The sequence below is a fragment of the Kitasatospora sp. NPDC058243 genome, assembly GCF_042882025.1.
Lineage (GTDB): Bacteria > Actinomycetota > Actinomycetes > Streptomycetales > Streptomycetaceae > Kitasatospora.
The window spans coordinates 44,994-60,442 of the sequence record NZ_JBHVWW010000060.1; the positions used below are offsets into that span (position 1 = coordinate 44,994).

The 15,449-nt window shown below is 74.2% G+C and carries 12 protein-coding genes, 1 tRNA gene and 1 pseudogene; 11 read left to right on the plus strand and 3 right to left on the minus strand.

Features of this window, described 5'->3' with window-relative positions; translation table 11 throughout:
• The first annotated feature begins 101 nt into the window (after positions 1 to 101).
• The 6 genes from ACFVX9_RS30220 (at position 102) to ACFVX9_RS30245 (ending at position 4,971) form a co-directional block, all read left to right on the plus strand.
• Positions 102 to 172 (plus strand) — tRNA-Gln (locus tag ACFVX9_RS30220).
• Between the two features lie 144 nt (positions 173 to 316).
• Complete coding sequence (glmU, locus tag ACFVX9_RS30225; RefSeq protein ID WP_380378968.1) at positions 317 to 1,771, plus strand: bifunctional UDP-N-acetylglucosamine diphosphorylase/glucosamine-1-phosphate N-acetyltransferase GlmU; 1,455 nt, start codon at positions 317 to 319, stop codon at positions 1,769 to 1,771.
• Between the two features lie 202 nt (positions 1,772 to 1,973).
• Positions 1,974 to 2,951, plus strand: coding sequence for a ribose-phosphate diphosphokinase (locus ACFVX9_RS30230; RefSeq protein WP_063348048.1), 978 nt, complete (start codon positions 1,974 to 1,976; stop codon positions 2,949 to 2,951).
• Positions 2,952 to 3,234: 283 nt separating this feature from the next.
• Positions 3,235 to 3,822, plus strand: a complete 588-nt coding sequence (locus tag ACFVX9_RS30235; protein ID WP_063348047.1) for a 50S ribosomal protein L25/general stress protein Ctc — start codon at positions 3,235 to 3,237, stop codon at positions 3,820 to 3,822.
• Between the two features lie 109 nt (positions 3,823 to 3,931).
• Entirely contained in the window at positions 3,932 to 4,510 is a 579-nt protein-coding gene (gene pth, locus ACFVX9_RS30240; protein WP_063348046.1) for an aminoacyl-tRNA hydrolase, read from the plus strand.
• A gap of 179 nt (positions 4,511 to 4,689) precedes the next feature.
• Positions 4,690 to 4,971: a hypothetical protein gene (locus tag ACFVX9_RS30245; protein WP_380381093.1), complete on the plus strand. Its 282-nt coding sequence runs from the start codon at positions 4,690 to 4,692 to the stop codon at positions 4,969 to 4,971.
• 176 nt (positions 4,972 to 5,147) lie between these two features.
• On the opposite strand, the gene ppc is transcribed toward ACFVX9_RS30245, so the two are convergent.
• Positions 5,148 to 7,958, minus strand: coding sequence for a phosphoenolpyruvate carboxylase (gene ppc / locus ACFVX9_RS30250; RefSeq protein ID WP_079135660.1), 2,811 nt, complete (start codon positions 7,956 to 7,958; stop codon positions 5,148 to 5,150).
• Positions 7,959 to 8,217: 259 nt separating this feature from the next.
• On the opposite strand from ppc, the gene ACFVX9_RS30255 reads away from it, so the two are divergent.
• The gene (locus ACFVX9_RS30255; protein ID WP_063348044.1) at positions 8,218 to 9,486 is read left to right on the plus strand and encodes a sensor histidine kinase; all 1,269 of its coding nucleotides are present in this window, start codon (positions 8,218 to 8,220) and stop codon (positions 9,484 to 9,486) included.
• Positions 9,487 to 9,567: 81 nt separating this feature from the next.
• On the opposite strand, the gene ACFVX9_RS30260 is transcribed toward ACFVX9_RS30255, so the two are convergent.
• Both ACFVX9_RS30260 and ACFVX9_RS30265 read right to left on the minus strand, forming a co-directional pair.
• On the minus strand, positions 9,568 to 10,077 hold the full coding sequence (locus ACFVX9_RS30260) for an SUKH-3 domain-containing protein (RefSeq protein ID WP_380380559.1): 510 nt from the start codon (positions 10,075 to 10,077) through the stop codon (positions 9,568 to 9,570).
• Between the two features lie 83 nt (positions 10,078 to 10,160).
• Positions 10,161 to 10,622 carry a YwqJ-related putative deaminase gene (locus tag ACFVX9_RS30265; RefSeq protein ID WP_063348043.1) on the minus strand — a complete coding sequence of 154 codons (462 nt, stop codon included), beginning with the start codon at positions 10,620 to 10,622 and terminating at the stop codon, positions 10,161 to 10,163.
• Positions 10,623 to 11,002: 380 nt separating this feature from the next.
• Between ACFVX9_RS30265 and ACFVX9_RS30270 the strand changes: the two genes are divergently transcribed.
• The 4 genes and pseudogenes from ACFVX9_RS30270 to ACFVX9_RS30285 form a co-directional block, all read left to right on the plus strand.
• Complete coding sequence (locus ACFVX9_RS30270) at positions 11,003 to 12,187, plus strand: Gfo/Idh/MocA family protein (RefSeq protein WP_380346270.1); 1,185 nt, start codon at positions 11,003 to 11,005, stop codon at positions 12,185 to 12,187.
• On the plus strand, positions 12,184 to 13,332 hold the full coding sequence (locus ACFVX9_RS30275) for a DegT/DnrJ/EryC1/StrS family aminotransferase (RefSeq protein ID WP_380487901.1): 1,149 nt from the start codon (positions 12,184 to 12,186) through the stop codon (positions 13,330 to 13,332). Before ACFVX9_RS30270 ends, ACFVX9_RS30275 begins: the two co-directional genes overlap by 4 nt.
• A gap of 107 nt (positions 13,333 to 13,439) precedes the next feature.
• Entirely contained in the window at positions 13,440 to 14,441 is a 1,002-nt protein-coding gene (locus ACFVX9_RS30280; RefSeq protein ID WP_063348042.1) for an SMI1/KNR4 family protein, read from the plus strand.
• Between the two features lie 60 nt (positions 14,442 to 14,501).
• Positions 14,502 to 15,449 (plus strand): annotated as a pseudogene (locus ACFVX9_RS30285) (hypothetical protein); the annotation flags it as partial.

The following is a 15,449-nucleotide window of genomic DNA, read 5'->3' on the forward strand; positions in this document are numbered from 1 at the left end:
GGCGGCCCGGCTTGTTCGACCGTTTCCGGCGGATCGGGGCCTGCGGATCGCGGCAGTTGATACCCATGGCAGGGTCGACTCGGGTAGGGTCTGAGCAACCATCCGCCGTGGTGTAATGGCAGCACAGGGCCCTTTGGAGGCCTTTGTCTGGGTTCGAATCCTAGCGGCGGAGCCTCTGCACGCCTCAGGTTCGGGCGTACCGCCGAACCGCCGGTATTGTCGGTGCTGCTCGGCGGACTGTGCGAATGGCGACCGGCCTCGGTCCGGTCCGGGCCCGTTCTGCCCGCTCTGTGAACCGACCGAGGAGCCTCCCCGCATGGGTGCCAATTCGCTTGCCGCCGTTGTCGTGCTCGCCGCCGGTGGCGGGACCCGGATGAAGTCGAACAAGCTGCCCAAGGTGCTGCACGAGGTCTGCGGCCGGTCGCTGGTGGGTCATGCCGTCTCGGCGGCCCGCGAACTGACGCCGGAGCAGCTCGTCGTGGTGGTCGGACACCAGCGGGACCAGGTCCAGGAGCACCTCGCGGCGCACTACCCGGCGGCCCGCCCGGTGGTGCAGGAGGACCAGAAGGGTACCGGGCACGCGGTGCGCACGGCGCTGGAGGCGCTGGCCGCCGACGGCGTGGTGCTGGACGGCACGGTGATCGTCACCGCCGGGGACTCCCCGCTGCTGACCGGGGACACGCTGCGCCGCCTGGCGAAGGCCCACGCCGCCCAGGACAACGGGGTCACCGTGCTGACCGCGGTCGTCCCCGAGCCCTTCGGCTACGGCCGGATCCTGCGGGACGAGGACGGCACCGTCGCCGCGATCGTCGAGGAGCGGGACGCCACCGCCGTCCAGCGCTCGATCGCCGAGATCAACTCGGGCGTCTTCGCCTTCGACGCCAAGCTGCTGGTCGAGGCGCTGGCCGAGCTCACCACGGACAACTCGCAGGGCGAGGAGTACCTCACCGACACCCTGGAGATCCTGCGCACCGCCGGGCACCGGGTGGGCGCCGTGGTCGCGGAGGACCACCGGGACATCCTGGGCATCAACGACCGGGTGCAGCTCGCGCAGGCCCGCCGGCTGCTGAACGACCGCCTGCTGGAGCGGGCGATGCGGGCCGGCGTCACCGTGGTGGACCCGGCGACCACCTGGATCGACGTGCAGGTGACGTACGAGCCGGACGCCCTCGTGCTGCCGAACACCCAGCTGCAGGGCGCCACCCACCTGGGCGAGGGCTGCGAGGTCGGCCCGAACTCGACCCTGACCGACACCCTGATCGGCGCCGGCGCCCGTGTGAGCAACACCACGGCGGACCGCGCCGAGGTGGGCGAGCTGGCCACCGCCGGCCCGTACGCCTACCTGCGGCCGGGGGCCAAGCTGGCCCGCAAGGCGAAGGTCGGCACCTACGTCGAGGTGAAGAACTCCGAGCTGGGCGAGGGCGCCAAGGTGCCGCACCTCTCCTACATCGGGGACACCACGATCGGCGAGGGCACCAACGTCGGCGCGGCCTCGGTCACCGTGAACTACGACGGCGTCAACAAGCACCGCACGGTGATCGGTGCGCACTGCCGCACCGGCTCCGACAACATGTTCATCGCCCCGGTGACGATCGGGGACGGCGCCTACACCGCGGCCGGTTCGGTCATCACCACCGACGTCCCGCCGGGCGCGCTCGGAGTGAGTCGGGCGCACCAGCGCAACATCGACGGCTGGGTGGAGCGCAAGCGCCCGGGGACCACCTCCGCGCAGGCCGCGAAGGCCGCGACGGACGGGGCCGCGGACGCCTGACGGGGCGGGCGGGAGCCCGAGGGCGGTCCCGGGGCGGACGGTTTCTGCGTGGGCGCGTAACCTTGGGGACATACGTGCGCCACTGGGCTTACGGCCCGTGTCCAGGCGTACCGACAATTCCCCCGACCCCTCGTGCGAGCCGGCTGCGCCTGCCCGCACGGGACGACGGGGTTCAGCGTCAGCAACGCGAGGAGACGGTGCAGTGAGCGGGATCACGACGTCGGGTGAGAAGAAACTCAAGCTCTTCTCCGGCCGTGCCCACCCGGAACTGGCGAGGGAGGTGGCCGAGGCGCTCGGGACCGAGCTCGTCCCGACCAAGGCCCTGGACTTCGCCAACGGCGAGATCTACGTCCGCTTCCTGGACTCCGCCCGCGGCGCGGACTGCTTCGTGATGCAGAGCCACACGGCTCCCATCAACCAGTGGATCATGGAACAGCTGATCATGATCGATGCGCTGAAGCGGGCCTCCGCCAAGAGCATCACCGCGATCCTGCCGTTCTACGGGTACGCCCGCCAGGACAAGAAGCACCTGGGCCGCGAGCCCATCTCGGCGCGCCTGGTCGCCGACCTGCTGCGCCAGGCGGGCGCCGACCGGCTGATGGCTGTGGACCTGCACACCGCGCAGATCCAGGGCTTCTTCGACGGCCCGGTGGACCACCTGTTCGCGCTGCCGATGCTGGCGGACTACGTGGGCGGGAGGGTGGACCGCTCCAAGCTGACCATCGTGTCGCCGGACGCCGGCCGGGTGAAGGTGGCCGACCAGTGGTGCGACCGGCTGGACGCGCCGCTGGCGATCATCCACAAGCGCCGCGACATGACCCAGGCCAACACCATCCTGTCGGCCGAGGTCGTCGGTGACGTCAAGGACCGGGTCTGCGTCCTGGTCGACGACATGATCGACACCGCCGGCACGATCTGCGCCGCGGCTGACGCGCTGTTCGACAACGGTGCGGCGGACGTCCTGGTGGCGGCCACCCACGGCGTGCTCTCCGGCCCGGCCGCGGACCGGCTGAAGAACTCGCGGGTCAGCGAGTTCGTGTTCACCAACACGCTGCCGACCCCGGGGCAGATCCAGCTGGACAAGATCACCACGCTGTCCATCGCCCCCTCGATCGCGGCCGCGATCCGCGAGGTGTTCGAGGAGGGTTCGGTCACGAGCCTCTTCGAGGGCGTGCACTGACGAAGCCCGACGGCGGCGGCCCCGGTCCGGATCGGACCGGGGCCGCCGCCGATTTCACGGGAGGCCGTTCATGCGGTTAGACTCGTGAAACTGCTCGGCGAGGGATGCCGTGTGCCTGCTTGCCGGGTGCCCGCTCCGTGATCGACGCGCTGCCGGTACCGGATTCCCGTCCGCCGGCAGAGGCCGTTACCGCCGAGTGACCCCCGAACGTACTGAGGGTGTGGTCCCGGCGGTTTTTCGCGTTGCCTGCACCCCCGCGCCAGTCTTCCCGAGGAGTGCAGTCGTGTCCGAGATCCGCATCGCCGCTGAGACCCGTTCCGAGTTCGGCAAGGGTGCCGCCCGTCGCGCCCGCCGCGCCGGCTTCGTCCCCGGTGTCGTCTACGGCCACGGCCACGCCCCGGTTCACCTGAACCTGCCGAGCCACGACCTGATGATGGCGCTCAAGACCCCGAACGCCCTGCTGGTCGTGCCGATCGAGGGCAAGGACGAGTACGTGCTGCCCAAGGCCGTCCAGCGCGAGGCCATCAAGCGCACCATCGAGCACGTCGACCTGCTGCTGGTCAAGCGCGGCGAGAAGGTCACCGTCGAGATCCCGGTCCTGACCGAGGGCGAGCTGGCCCCCGGCGGCAACCTGCTGGAGCACGTCCTCAACGCGCTGCCGATCGAGGCCGAGGCCACCCACCTGCCCGAGTCGGTCACCGTCTCGGTCGAGGGCCTGGAGTCCGGTGCCTCCGTCCTCGCCAAGGACATCGTCCTGCCGGCCGGCGTCACCCTGGCCGTCGACGCCGACGCCGTCGTGCTGCAGGTCATCGGCGCCCAGGCCGCCCCGGCCGAGGACGAGGCCGCCGAGGCCGAGGGCACCGAGGCCTGAGCCTCGCCCCACCAGCTGTGACCGCTGCCCCGGTCGCTCCCCTCGGAGCGGCCGGGGCAGCGGTGTGTCCGGGAAGATGACGTAGAGCGCGCACAGGAGGAGAGAGGGCATGGCGGACGAGTACGAGGGCCCCTGGCTGGTGGTGGGGCTGGGCAACCCGGGCGAGCAGTACGCCCGGAACCGGCACAACATCGGGTTCATGGTGGTGGACCTGCTGGCGCAGCGGATGGGCGCGAAGTTCAAGGCGCACAAGAGCCGGGCGCAGGTGGCCGAAGGGCGGCTGTCCGGCCGCCGGGTGGTGCTGGCCAAGCCGATGTCGTTCATGAACCTCTCCGGCGGGCCGGTGACGGCGCTGCGGGACTTCTACAAGGCGCCGGCCTCGGCGCTGGTCGCCGTCCACGACGAGCTGGACATCGACTACGCGGCGCTGCGCCTCAAACTGGGCGGCGGGGACAACGGCCACAACGGGCTGAAGTCGATCACCAAGTCGCTGGGGCCGGACTACTACCGGGTGCGGTGCGGGATCGGTCGGCCGCCGGGCCGGATGGAGGTCGCGGACTTCGTGCTGAAGGACTTCTCCGGCGCCGAGCGCAAGGAACTGGAGTGGTTCGTGGACCGCTCGGCGGACGCGGTGGAGGCGCTGCTGTCCGAGGGACTGGAGCGGGCGCAGGGCACCTACAACTCCTGACGCTCCATCAAGTCCGGGAGTGGTGTTACGCAACAGTCGTACAACGCTTGCCGGTCCAAACCTGAATCCGTGTGAGAAGCCTGTGCGGGATCGGATAGCGTCGGCCTGGTACGCGAACGAGTCCTGGGGAGTTCTCGATGCGGGGTTTTCGTCCGGTCCGCCGATTGCGGCGGCTCCGGGTGGTCCGACTGAAGCAGTTCGGACGGCGGGTCGGCACGGCCGGTGCGCTGGGGGCGGCCGGGGTGCTGCTCTCGGGCGGCGCGGTGGCGCACGCGGACGCGGTGGCCGAGCCGGATCCGGGGGGCTCCCCGGAGCCCGCGGCGGCGCAGTTCGGGCCGCTGCTCGGTGACTCGATGGGCACGGACGCCGGGCTGCTGGCGGTCGGCGGCGGCCTGGTGGTCGCGGCCGGCGGCGCCGCGCTGTGGCTGAAGCGCCGGCGCGCGGGCGAGCCGGGCGAGTAGGCCCTGTCCGGCCGGTCTTGCCGGACAGGACCTGGCCGTCCGCGCGGTGACACGACACCGGGCCGGTGCCCAAGGGCGCCGGCCCTTTCGCGTGCCCCGGGCCCTTCCGGTACGGGACGGGGCCGCCGCCCACCCCGGAGGGCGGACGGCGGCCCCGTCCCGTACGCGCGGTGGCGTCAGCCGGTGTTGCGCAGGCCGGCGGCGATGCCGTTGACGGTCAGCAACAGCGCGCGGGCCCGCAGCGGGTCCTCGTGGCGGCCGGTGGCGACCTCCTCGCGCTGGCGGCGCAGCAGCGCGACCTGGAGGTAGGAGATCGGGTCGAGGTAGGCGTCGCGGACGGTGAAGGTCTGCTTGAGCACCGGGTTGTGCTCCAGCAGTGCGCCCTCGCCGGTGAGCCGGAGCACCTCGCGCAGGGTGAGGTCGTGCTCGGCGACGATCTGGTCGAAGACGTGGTGCAGTTCGGCGGGCACCAGCTGCTCGACGTAGTGGCGGGCGATCCGCAGGTCGGTCTTGGCCAGCGTCATGGCGACGTTGGACAGGAAGTTGCGGAAGAAGTGCCACTGGCCGTGCATCTCGTCGAGCACGCCGCCGAGGCCGGCCGCGCGGGCGGCGGCGAGGCCGGAGCCGACGCCGTACCAGCCGGGGACGATCTGGCGGGACTGGGTCCAGCCGAAGACCCACGGGATGGCCCGCAGGCCGTCGAGGCCGGCGCCGGAGTCGGGGCGGCGGGACGGGCGGGAGCCCAGGTGCAGCGAGGCGAGCTGGTCGACCGGGGTGGCGGCGAAGAAGTACTTCGGCAGGTCGTCCTGCTCGACCAGGGCGCGGTAGGCGGTGTGGGCGGCCGCGGAGACCTGGTCCATCGCAGCGTCCCAGCGGGCCAGTTCCTCGGGGGCCTGGCGCGGGGCGGTGTGCAGCGCGGAGGCGGAGAGGGTGGCGGAGATGGTCAGCTCCAGGTTCTCCCGGGCGAGGGAGGGGAGCAGGTACTTGTCGGAGATGACCTCGCCCTGCTCGGTGACCTTGATCTCGCCCTCCAGGGTGCCCCAGGGCTGGGCCAGGATGGCCTCGTGGGAGGGGCCGCCGCCGCGGCCGACGGTGCCGCCGCGGCCGTGGAACAGGCGCAGCCGGATGCCGTAGCGGTGGGCGACGTCGCGCAGCCGGCGCTGGGCGCGGTGGATCTCCCACTGGGAGGTGGTGATGCCGCCGAACTTGGAGGAGTCGGAGTAGCCGAGCATGACCTCCTGGACGTCGCCGCGCAGCGAGACGAGCAGCCGGTAGGAGGGGTCGGACAGCATCTCGTCGAGGATGAGGTCGGCCTTCTGGAGTTCCTCGGTGGTCTCCAGCAGCGGCACGATGCCGATCTTGGCGATGCCGCCGTGCAGGTCGATCAGGCCGGCCTCGCGGGCCAGGACGGTGGCGGCGAAGACGTCGTCGGCGCCCTGGCACATGGAGATGATGTAGCTCTCGACGATCTCGTCGCCGAAGCGCTCGAAGCCCTCGCGGATGGTGTTGAAGACGCCGAGGGTCTTGGTGCCGGCGGCGTCCAGCGGGGCCGGGGTGGGGGCGAGCGGGCGGCGCGAGCGGAGCTCCTTGGCGAGCAGCTTCTGCCGGTACTCGCGGGGCATGTCGGCGTAGCGCCAGGCCTCCTCGCCGAGGCGGTCGAAGAGCTGGCCGAGGGCGTGGTGGTGGGCCTCGGCGTGCTCGCGGACGTCCATGGTGGCGAGCTGGAGGCCGAAGGCCTCGATGGTGCGGATGGCGCGGGCGAGGCGGCCGTCGGCGATCAGCTCGCCGCGGTGGGCGCGCAGGGAGTCCTGGATGAGCCGCAGGTCGGTGATCAGCTCGCGGGTGCCGAGGTAGTCGCGGCCCTCGACGTGCGGGGTGCCCTGGGCGAGCCGCTCGCGGGTGTTCTCCAGCTTGAGCCGGACGCAGGTGGCCTTGAGGCGGTAGGGCTCCTCGGCGTTCATCCGCTTGTAGCGGGGGCTGAGCTCGGGGAGCTGGTGCAGGTCGGTGTTGAGCGAGGCGAGCAGTTCGACCGAGGCGCCGGCCAGCCGCTCGGAGGTGGAGAGGGTGCTGCGCAGGTCGTCGACGGCGGCCAGGGCGTCCTTGATGCCGTACTCGTGCTGGAGGTTGAGGACGTCCCAGGTGACCTGCGGGGTCACGTTGGGGTTGCCGTCGCGGTCGCCGCCGATCCAGGTGCCGAAGGTGAGCGGGCGGACGCCGTCGGGCAGGGTCAGGCCGACCCGGCCGAGCTCCTCGTGCAGTTCCTCCAGGACCTGGGGGACGGCGTCGCGGTAGAGCTCGTCCAGGTAGTAGACGGCGTTGCGGGCCTCGTCGGTGGGCTCGGGGCGGGCGATGCGCAGCTCGTCGGTCTGCCAGAGCAGGTCGATGACCTCGGCGAGGCGGCGGTCGGCCTGGCGGCGGGCGCTGCTGGTGCGGGCCGGGTCGGCCTGGGAGAGGCCGGCGGCGATCTCCTCGCGGTGGATGCGGTCGAGGAGTTCGCCGATGCGGCGCAGCTTGTTGAGGACGCTGCGGCGGGCGGCCTCGGTGGGGTGGGCGGTGAAGACCGGGCGGACCGCGAGGTGGGCCAGCGTGTTCTCGAGGTGCTTGGGGTCGGCCTCGGCGAGCTGGTCGGCGGTCTGGGCGAGCAGCGAGCCCTCCCGGGCGCGGCGGGTGGCGAACTCGCGGCCGCGGTGCACCTGTTCGGTGACGTTGGCGAGGTGGAAGTAGGTGGAGAAGGCCCGGACCAGCTTGGCGGCGGTGTCCAGGTCGATGTCGGAGAGGAGTTCGGCGGTGGCCTCGCCGTCGGTGCGGCTGAGCAGGCGGACCTGTTCGACCAGGCCCAGCAGCTGGGGGCCTTCCTGCCGGACGAGCGTCTCGCCGAGCAGGTCGCCGAGGCGGCGGATGTCCGCCCGCAGGGCCGCGTTGTCGGCAACTGGGCCGGTGGCGTGGACAGTGGGGCTGTCCGCCGGGGTGGGGACCGGAGCGGTCACGGCTGGCTCCCTGTGGTGGTGGGGTTCGGCAACGGCTCATCGTCACAGGTCCGCCCGCGTGTGGCGGGTGTGACGCGTGCGGACCGCGCTGTCCGACGCGACCAGCATAGGTGTCGGGGCGGTCGCTGTCCGCGAGGTGGCCGGATGGCGGACAGTGACGCCGCAGGCCGCATGTGGTCTGGACCACTTGAGGGTCCGGCGAGGTGTCGGGGGCAATCCCGGTGGGGAGGGGAGGGGGTTGCCGCTTAGGGTGTCAGCCATGAGCAAGTCGCCTGGGGAGCGCGCGCCGGTCCGGCCGTTCTGGTGGTGGGAGCGGCCGCGCAGCGCCTTCCTGGACATCGGGCTGGCGGTGCTCGCCGCGCTGGAGTGCGCGCTCAGCACGATCGCCTTCCTCTCCGGCCGGGTGCACCTGGACGCCGCCGGGATGGCCGGCATCTCGCTGCTCGGCGTGGTGGCGGGCGGTTCGCTGGTGCTGCGCCGCCGCTGGCCTGCCGTACCGGTGCTGGTGACCCTGGTGGCGATGCCGGGGATGCTCGGCGTCCTGCTGCTGGTGGTGTCGCTGTACACGCTGGCGGCGACCTGGGAGTGGCCCACCCGGCGCTGGCGGGTGGTGGCGCTGTCCGCACTGGCCTTCGCCGAGACCGTCGCCGTGATGATGGTGTCGATGCTGACGCCCGGCGACACGGCGGTGGAGCAGCCGCCGCTCTGGGGCCAGGTGCTGATCGCGGTGCTGGTCTCCGTCGGCCTGACCGTCCCGCCGGTGGTCACCGGACTGTACGTGGGCGCGCGGCGGCGGCTGATCGACTCGCTCAAGGACCGCGCGCACGGCCTGGAGACCGAACTGGACCTGCTGGCCGAGCAGGCCCAGGAGCGCGCCCGCCGGGCCCGGCTGGAGGAGCGCACCCGGATCGCCCGGGAGATGCACGACGTGGTGGCGCACCGGGTGTCCCTGATGGTGGTGCACGCCGGGGCGCTGGAGCGGATCGTCGCCAAGGACCCGGAGAAGGCCGCGCAGAGCGCCAAGCTGATGGGCGAGGTCGGACGGCAGGCGCTGAACGAGCTGCGGGAGATCCTCGGCGTGCTGCGGATGGACGACGAGCGCCAGCCGGAGCCCGACTCGCTGGCCGGGCTGCCCCGGCTGGTCGACCAGTCCCGGGCGGCCGGCATGGCGGTGACGCTGACCGTCAGCGGCAGCCGGCAGGAGTTCACCGGCGAGGCCGAGCAGACCGCCTACCGGGTCGTCCAGGAGGGCCTGACCAATGCGCACAAGCACGCGGGCGGCGCACAGGTGTCCGTCCTGCTCGCGTACGCGCCCAACGGGGTGCGGGTGAGCGTGGTGAACGCCTGCCCGGGCGGCGGCGGGGGCGCGGCGAAGCTGCCCAGCGGCGGCAACGGGCTGGTCGGGATGCGGGAGCGGGTGATCGCGCTGGGCGGCACCTTCTCCTCCGGGCCGGAGGCGGACGGCGGGTTCCGGGTCGAGGCGGTGCTGCCGTCCCGGCTGGCGGTCCGGGCCGAACGGCTGCGGTGACGCGCCGCCAGGCCCGGCCGGTCAGGCCCTGTCCGGCCGAGCGCGCGTCGGCCGCCTGACCCAGGGCCCGCCGGACCGCCGTCAGGAACCGTCGGCGGTGCGCAGCCGCTCCGGGGCGGTGCCCAGGACCAGGGTGGTGACGGCCTGGTCGATGCCGTGCCCGAGGAACCACTCGCCGGTGTGGTCCAAGCTGTAGACCCGGCCCTCCTCGTCGACGGCCAGCAGCGCCTGCCCGTACGCCTCCTCGCCGAGCGGGGCGAGCTGGCTGCCCAGGGCGCGGCCGAGGTCGAGCAGGGTGCGCGGCTGGTGCAGCCCGCACAGCGGGTCGATCAGGAACGGGGTGCGGGCCAGCTGGCGGCCCGGGCCGGCCAGGTCGAAGGCGAGGCCGCCGAACTCGGCCCAGGCCTCCACCGCCGCCGGGAACACCGCGTGCCGCAGACCGGACGGCCCGCCGTACCCGACCAGGGCGTCGGCCCACTCCTCGGCCTGCCGTATCTGCCAGCGGCCGGGGTGCCAGCCGGCCGCCTTGAGCTCGGCGGCGACGTCGGCGGGGAAGCGCGGGCGGGCCCGCCCGGCGGGGGCGGCGGACAGGGTGGCCGGCGGGGGCGGGGGCGGGCTGGGCGGGTTCAGGGCGGACTCCAGGGCTCGGGGACAGGGGGCGTACGAGGGCGCGGTCAGGGCGCGGGCGGCCCGACGGCGACGCTCTGCACGGTGAAGTGCTCCAGCATCGGCGCGCAGGAACGGCACGGCGGGGCATGGGTGCCGTGCGCCGGGTCGCCCTCCTCCCGGATGCGAACGGTCGTCATCCGGGAGCCCTTGAGCGCCTTGCGGGCCTCGTGCAGGGTCATCGGCTTGCGGGCGGCGCGCTTGGAGCGCCGGCCGTCGACCGCGACCAGGTGCTGGGAGAGCAGGACGGCCTCCGGGCAGCGGCCGGTGAACCGCTCGCGCGCCTCGACGGGCAGCGTGTCCAGGAACTCGCCGACCAGCGGGTGCAGGACCGGCCGTCGGGCGTCCTTGTCCCCGGCCAGGGTGTGCACCTCGCCGCCCTTGAGTGACAGCGCGGCGGCGACGGCGGGCAGCAGGCTGTCGCGGTGGTGGCGCAGCACGGGCGGGCCCGCGGGCTCACCGGTGGTCATGCGTCGTCCTCCTCCTCTGTTCCCGCTGACGGAAGGACCGGTGGGACGGTCCGGGGCAAGCCTGTCAAACGACACCGACATCCGCACAACCGGGGTGCGGGGGCGGACGAACGACCGTGCGGGACCGGCCGGGCCGTCACCCGATCCTCGCCGGACCGGGGCCGGATCCGCACACCGTCGTCACGACTTGTCCGCTGATTTCCCGAAACCACCTCCGGACCGGGGGCACGGCCGGTACCGTTCCGGCAGCGAGGCCGAAGGGGATCCGGTCGACCGTCCGCGGACGCGCGGACGGGGCCGCCCCCGGTGCCCGCGCCGGACGTTGGGGCCGCCGGGGTGGGCCCGCGCCCGCCCCGGCGGCGGAGCGAAGGGGCTCGTGGATGACGTCGGAGCAGCCCGGTCGGAACGGGCCGCGGCAGCGGTCGGGGGCCTGGGACGCGCAGGCCGCCAACCAGGCGCCCGGTGGGCACGTGCCCACGCCGGGCGAACCGCCCCGGCCGGCACCGGAACGCCCGGTGGGCCTCGCGGTGGTCGGGGCCGGCTACTGGGGCCCGAAGCTGGTCCGCAACGCGCAGGACACCCCGGCGCTGCGGCTGCACTGGCTGTGCGACCTGGACGAGGCCAAGGCCCGTGCCGTGCTGGGGGAGTACAGCACCGTCCGGGCGACCGGCTCCTACCGGCGGGTGCTCGACGACGAGCGGGTCGGGGCGGTCGCGGTGGCCACGCCCGCGGCCGCGCACTACCGGCTGGTGCGGGCCGCGCTGGAGGCCGGCAAGCACGTGCTGGTGGAGAAGCCGATCACCACCTCGGCCGCCGAGGCCGCCGAACTGGTCGACCTGGCCGAGCGCAGCGGGCTGGTGCTGATGTGCGACCACACCTTCTGCTACACCCCGGTGGTGCGCCGGATCCGCGAGCTGGTGCACGGCGGCGAGATCGGCGACATCCAGTTCTTCGACTCGGTGCGGATCAACCTCGGCCTGGTGCAGCCCGACGTGGACGTGCTGTGGGACCTCGCCCCGCACGACCTGTCGATCCTCGACTTCGTGCTGCCGCCCGGCGTCGAACCGGTCGGGGTGTCCGCCCAGGGCGCCGACCCGATCGGCGCCGGCCGGGCCTGCGTGGCGTACCTGACGGTCCGGCTGAGCAACGGCGCGCTGGCCCACTGCCACGTCAACTGGCTCTCCCCGACGAAGGTCCGCACCACGCTGATCGGCGGCTCCCGGCGCACCCTGGTCTGGGACGACCTCAACCCGCAGGCCCGGCTGGCCGTGCACGACCGCGGCGTCGACCTCACCCCGCCCGACCAGCTGACCGACGCGATCCGGCACCGGGCGCTGATCTCCTACCGGGTCGGCGAGATGGTCGCGCCCGCGCTGGTCGAGCAGGAGGCGCTGCGCAACGTGATGGCCGAGTTCGCCGCCGCGATCACCGAACGCCGGGCCCCGCTCACCGACGGCCGGGCCGGGGTGCGGGTGCTCCAGCTGCTGGAGGCGGCCTCGCTCAGCCTCGAACTCGGCGGTGCCACCGTCCCGGTGGGGTCCGGGGACCGGGCGGCCGCCCGGTGAGCGCCGGCATCCCGCCGGTCGGCCCGATCCCGCCGGCCGACTCGATCCCGTTGGTCGACCTGGCGGCCGCGCACGCCGAGGTCGCGGCCGAGGTCCGGGCCGGCTTCGACCGGGTGCTCGCCTCCGGCGGCTACGTCAAGGGCCCCGAAGTGGACGGCTTCGAGCGGGAGTACGCCGACTTCACCGGCGCCCGGCACTGCGTGGGCGCCGGCAACGGCACCGACGCCCTCGAACTCGCCCTGCGCGCCCTCGACCTGCCGCCCGGCGGCGGGGTCGTGCTGCCCGCCAACACCTTCGTCGCCACCGCCGAGGCCGTGCAGCGGGCCGGGCTGCGCCCGGTGCTGGTCGACGCCGACCCGGCGCACCTGCTGATCGACCCCGAGCGGGCCGCCGGGGCGCTGCCCGGCGCGGTCGCGCTGCTGCCCGTCCACCTGAACGGCCAGCTCGCCCCGATGGGGCCGCTGCTGGAACTGGCCGACGGACGGCCGGTGGTGGAGGACGCGGCGCAGTCCCAGGGCGCCCGGCAGCACGGGCGCACCGGCTACGGGCGGATCGCGGCCACCAGCTTCTACCCGGGCAAGAACCTCGGCGGCTACGGCGACGCCGGGGCGGTGCTCACCGACGACGACGAACTCGCCGCCGCCGTCCGGCTGATCGGCGACCACGGCGCGCGCGAGAAGTACCGGCACGAGCGGTTCGGCTTCAACTCCCGGATGGACGCGCTGCAGGCCGTCGTGCTGCGGGCCAAGCTGCGCCGGCTGCCCGCCTGGAACGCCGCCCGCCGGGCCGCCGCCGCCCGCTACGACGCCCTGCTCGGCGGTCTCGACGGCCTGACCCTGCCGCGCACCGCGCCCGGCAACGAGCACGTCTGGCACCTGTACGCGGTGCGGATCGGCCCCGGCCGGGACCGCGACGCCGTCCTCGCCGCGCTGCGCGCCGCCGGGATCGGCGCCGGGGTGCACTACCCCGTCCCGGTCCACCTCCAGCCCGCGTTCCGTCACCTCGGCCACCGCGCGGGGGCGTTCCCGGTCGCCGAACGGGCCGCCCGCGAACTGCTCAGCCTGCCGCTGCACCCGCACCTCACCGAGGCGCAGCAGACCAGGGTCGCCGGGGTGCTGGCCGGGGCGCTCGGGCAGCGGCCCTGACGGTTCCCCTTCTTCTCCCGGGCGGGGGCCCGGGCCCGGAGACGACCCCCTACGCTGGTGTCCAGCAAGCGCTTCGAGAATTTGCAGCAGCCAGTGGGGGCTCCCAGATGACGACAGGTCGGCCCGGCGTCGCCGCCGCACCGAACGCGGCGTACGCAGGTCAGGTGGTGCAGTTCCCGGACCCGGTCCGCGCGGAGCGACACCCCGCCGGGGTCCGGGTGGACGAGTACGGCTACCCGGACTTCGGCTCGTACGCCGCCGCCGCGGCCGAGGTCGCCGACCCGCCGGACGGCTTCGGCGTGGACGAGCTGCGGTTGACCGACTACGTGTCGGCCAACGCCGCGCTGTTCACCCAGGGCCACCCGCTCTGGGCCGACCTGGACACCGCCGTCGCCACCCCGCCCGGCTGGACCTGGCACCACGCGGTCGGCCGGGCCGCCCCCGGCTGGCGGCGGATGGAGCTCGTCCCGGTGGAGGTCAAGGCGCTGCTGCGGCACCACGCCGGCCTGGCCACCTCCGCCGCCGACCACACCCGCCGCGGCACCCGCCCGTTGCAGGAGCGCCGGCCCGTGCACTTCTCGCTGGCCAAGGACGGCGGCGACCCGATCGGCGTCCCCGAGGACCTGGTGCAGCGCGCCGAGGAGCGCCTCGGCTACCGGCTGCCCGGCGCCTACCGCACCTTCCTCAAGCTGGGCGGCGGCCGCGCCCCGGTCGGGGTGGCGCTGGACACCGAGCTCGGCATGCTGCTCGACCAGCCCTTCCTCACCCTCAGCGAGGAGTACGGCACCCAGGACGTCGTGTACGCCAACAAGTGCCTGCGCGACCACCTCACCAAGGACTACTTGGGCGTCGCCTACGCGCAGGGCGGCATCGTCGCGCTCAAGGTGCGCGGCGACCGGGCCGGCTCGGTCTGGTTCCACCTGTACGACGACGCCCGCGACACCGGCGCGCCGGAGGCCCCGGAGGACCGCTGCGCCCGGCTGCTGCTGCCCTGCGGCGAGGACTTCGACGCGTTCCTGCTGCGGCTGGCCGGCAGCCCGCCGGAGCTGGAGACGGTCGCGGAGCTGATGGTGGACGGCGGGTTCGCCCGGGCCGTCCCGGTGGACTGACGTGGCCGCGGCGGTGCAACGAGCGGGGACGACGAGGATGGGGACAGGGGTGAACCGGGCGTGGTGACGTACGCGCAGGCGCAGGAGCTCGCCGAGGAGTGGATCAACGGCGGGGTGCCGCAGCCGCAGCAGCGCGAGGTACGGGTCCGGGAGTTCGACCTGGGCTTCGTCTGCTGGGCGGTGGCACCCGGGGACGGGACGGCGGGGCCGTCGGGTGCGGGGGACGGGTCGGCCGGCGAGGCGCGACTGGTGATCGCCCGGGACTCCGGCGCGACCACGCTCTGGCCCGCGCTGCCCGTCAACGAGGTGGTCCGGCAGTACGAGGAGGCGTACGGGCGGCCGGTCGCAGCCAACCCGGCGGGGGCGGCGAAGCCCGCGCCCGGGCCGGTCGAGGCGACATCCTTCCTGCTCAGCCCGCCGCAGTGGCTGCAGGAGGCGGGGGCCGCGGCGATCGCGGCGGAGGCGGAGCGGCTGGGCGGCCAGGGGGCTCCGGCTCCGGCTGCTCCGGCTGCTCCGGTGGTTCCGGCTGTTCCGGTGGCCGCGCCGCCCGCGCCGGTCGCTGCGGCGCCCGCCGTGCCGGCCGCGCCCGCCGTCGAGCCGCCCGTGCTCGCCGTGCCGTCCGGTTCTGCCGGTCCTGCTGGTTTCGCCGTCCCGCCGCAGGCCCCGGCCCCGGCCCCCGTGCCGGTGCCGCCGGTCGGGGCCGAGGCGGCCACCGTCCTGATGCCCGAGGGGCTGCGGACCACCGGCTCCGACCTGCCCGACGCGCCCGCGCCGGCCGGGGCCGAGGCCGCGACCATGCTGATGCCGCCGGAGGGCGGCTACGGCATGCCGCCGGTCCCGCCGGTCCCGCTGCCCGCCGCCCAGGCCCAGCCGCCAGTGCCGCCCGCGGCCGTCGAGCCGGCGCCGACGCTGCTCGCGTCGCCGGACGCCGCGCCGGGGCTGATGGGCCTGCCGGGTGCGCCGTCCGGGCCGCCCGGCGGGGTGGAGCAGACGCCGACCGTCCTGGCC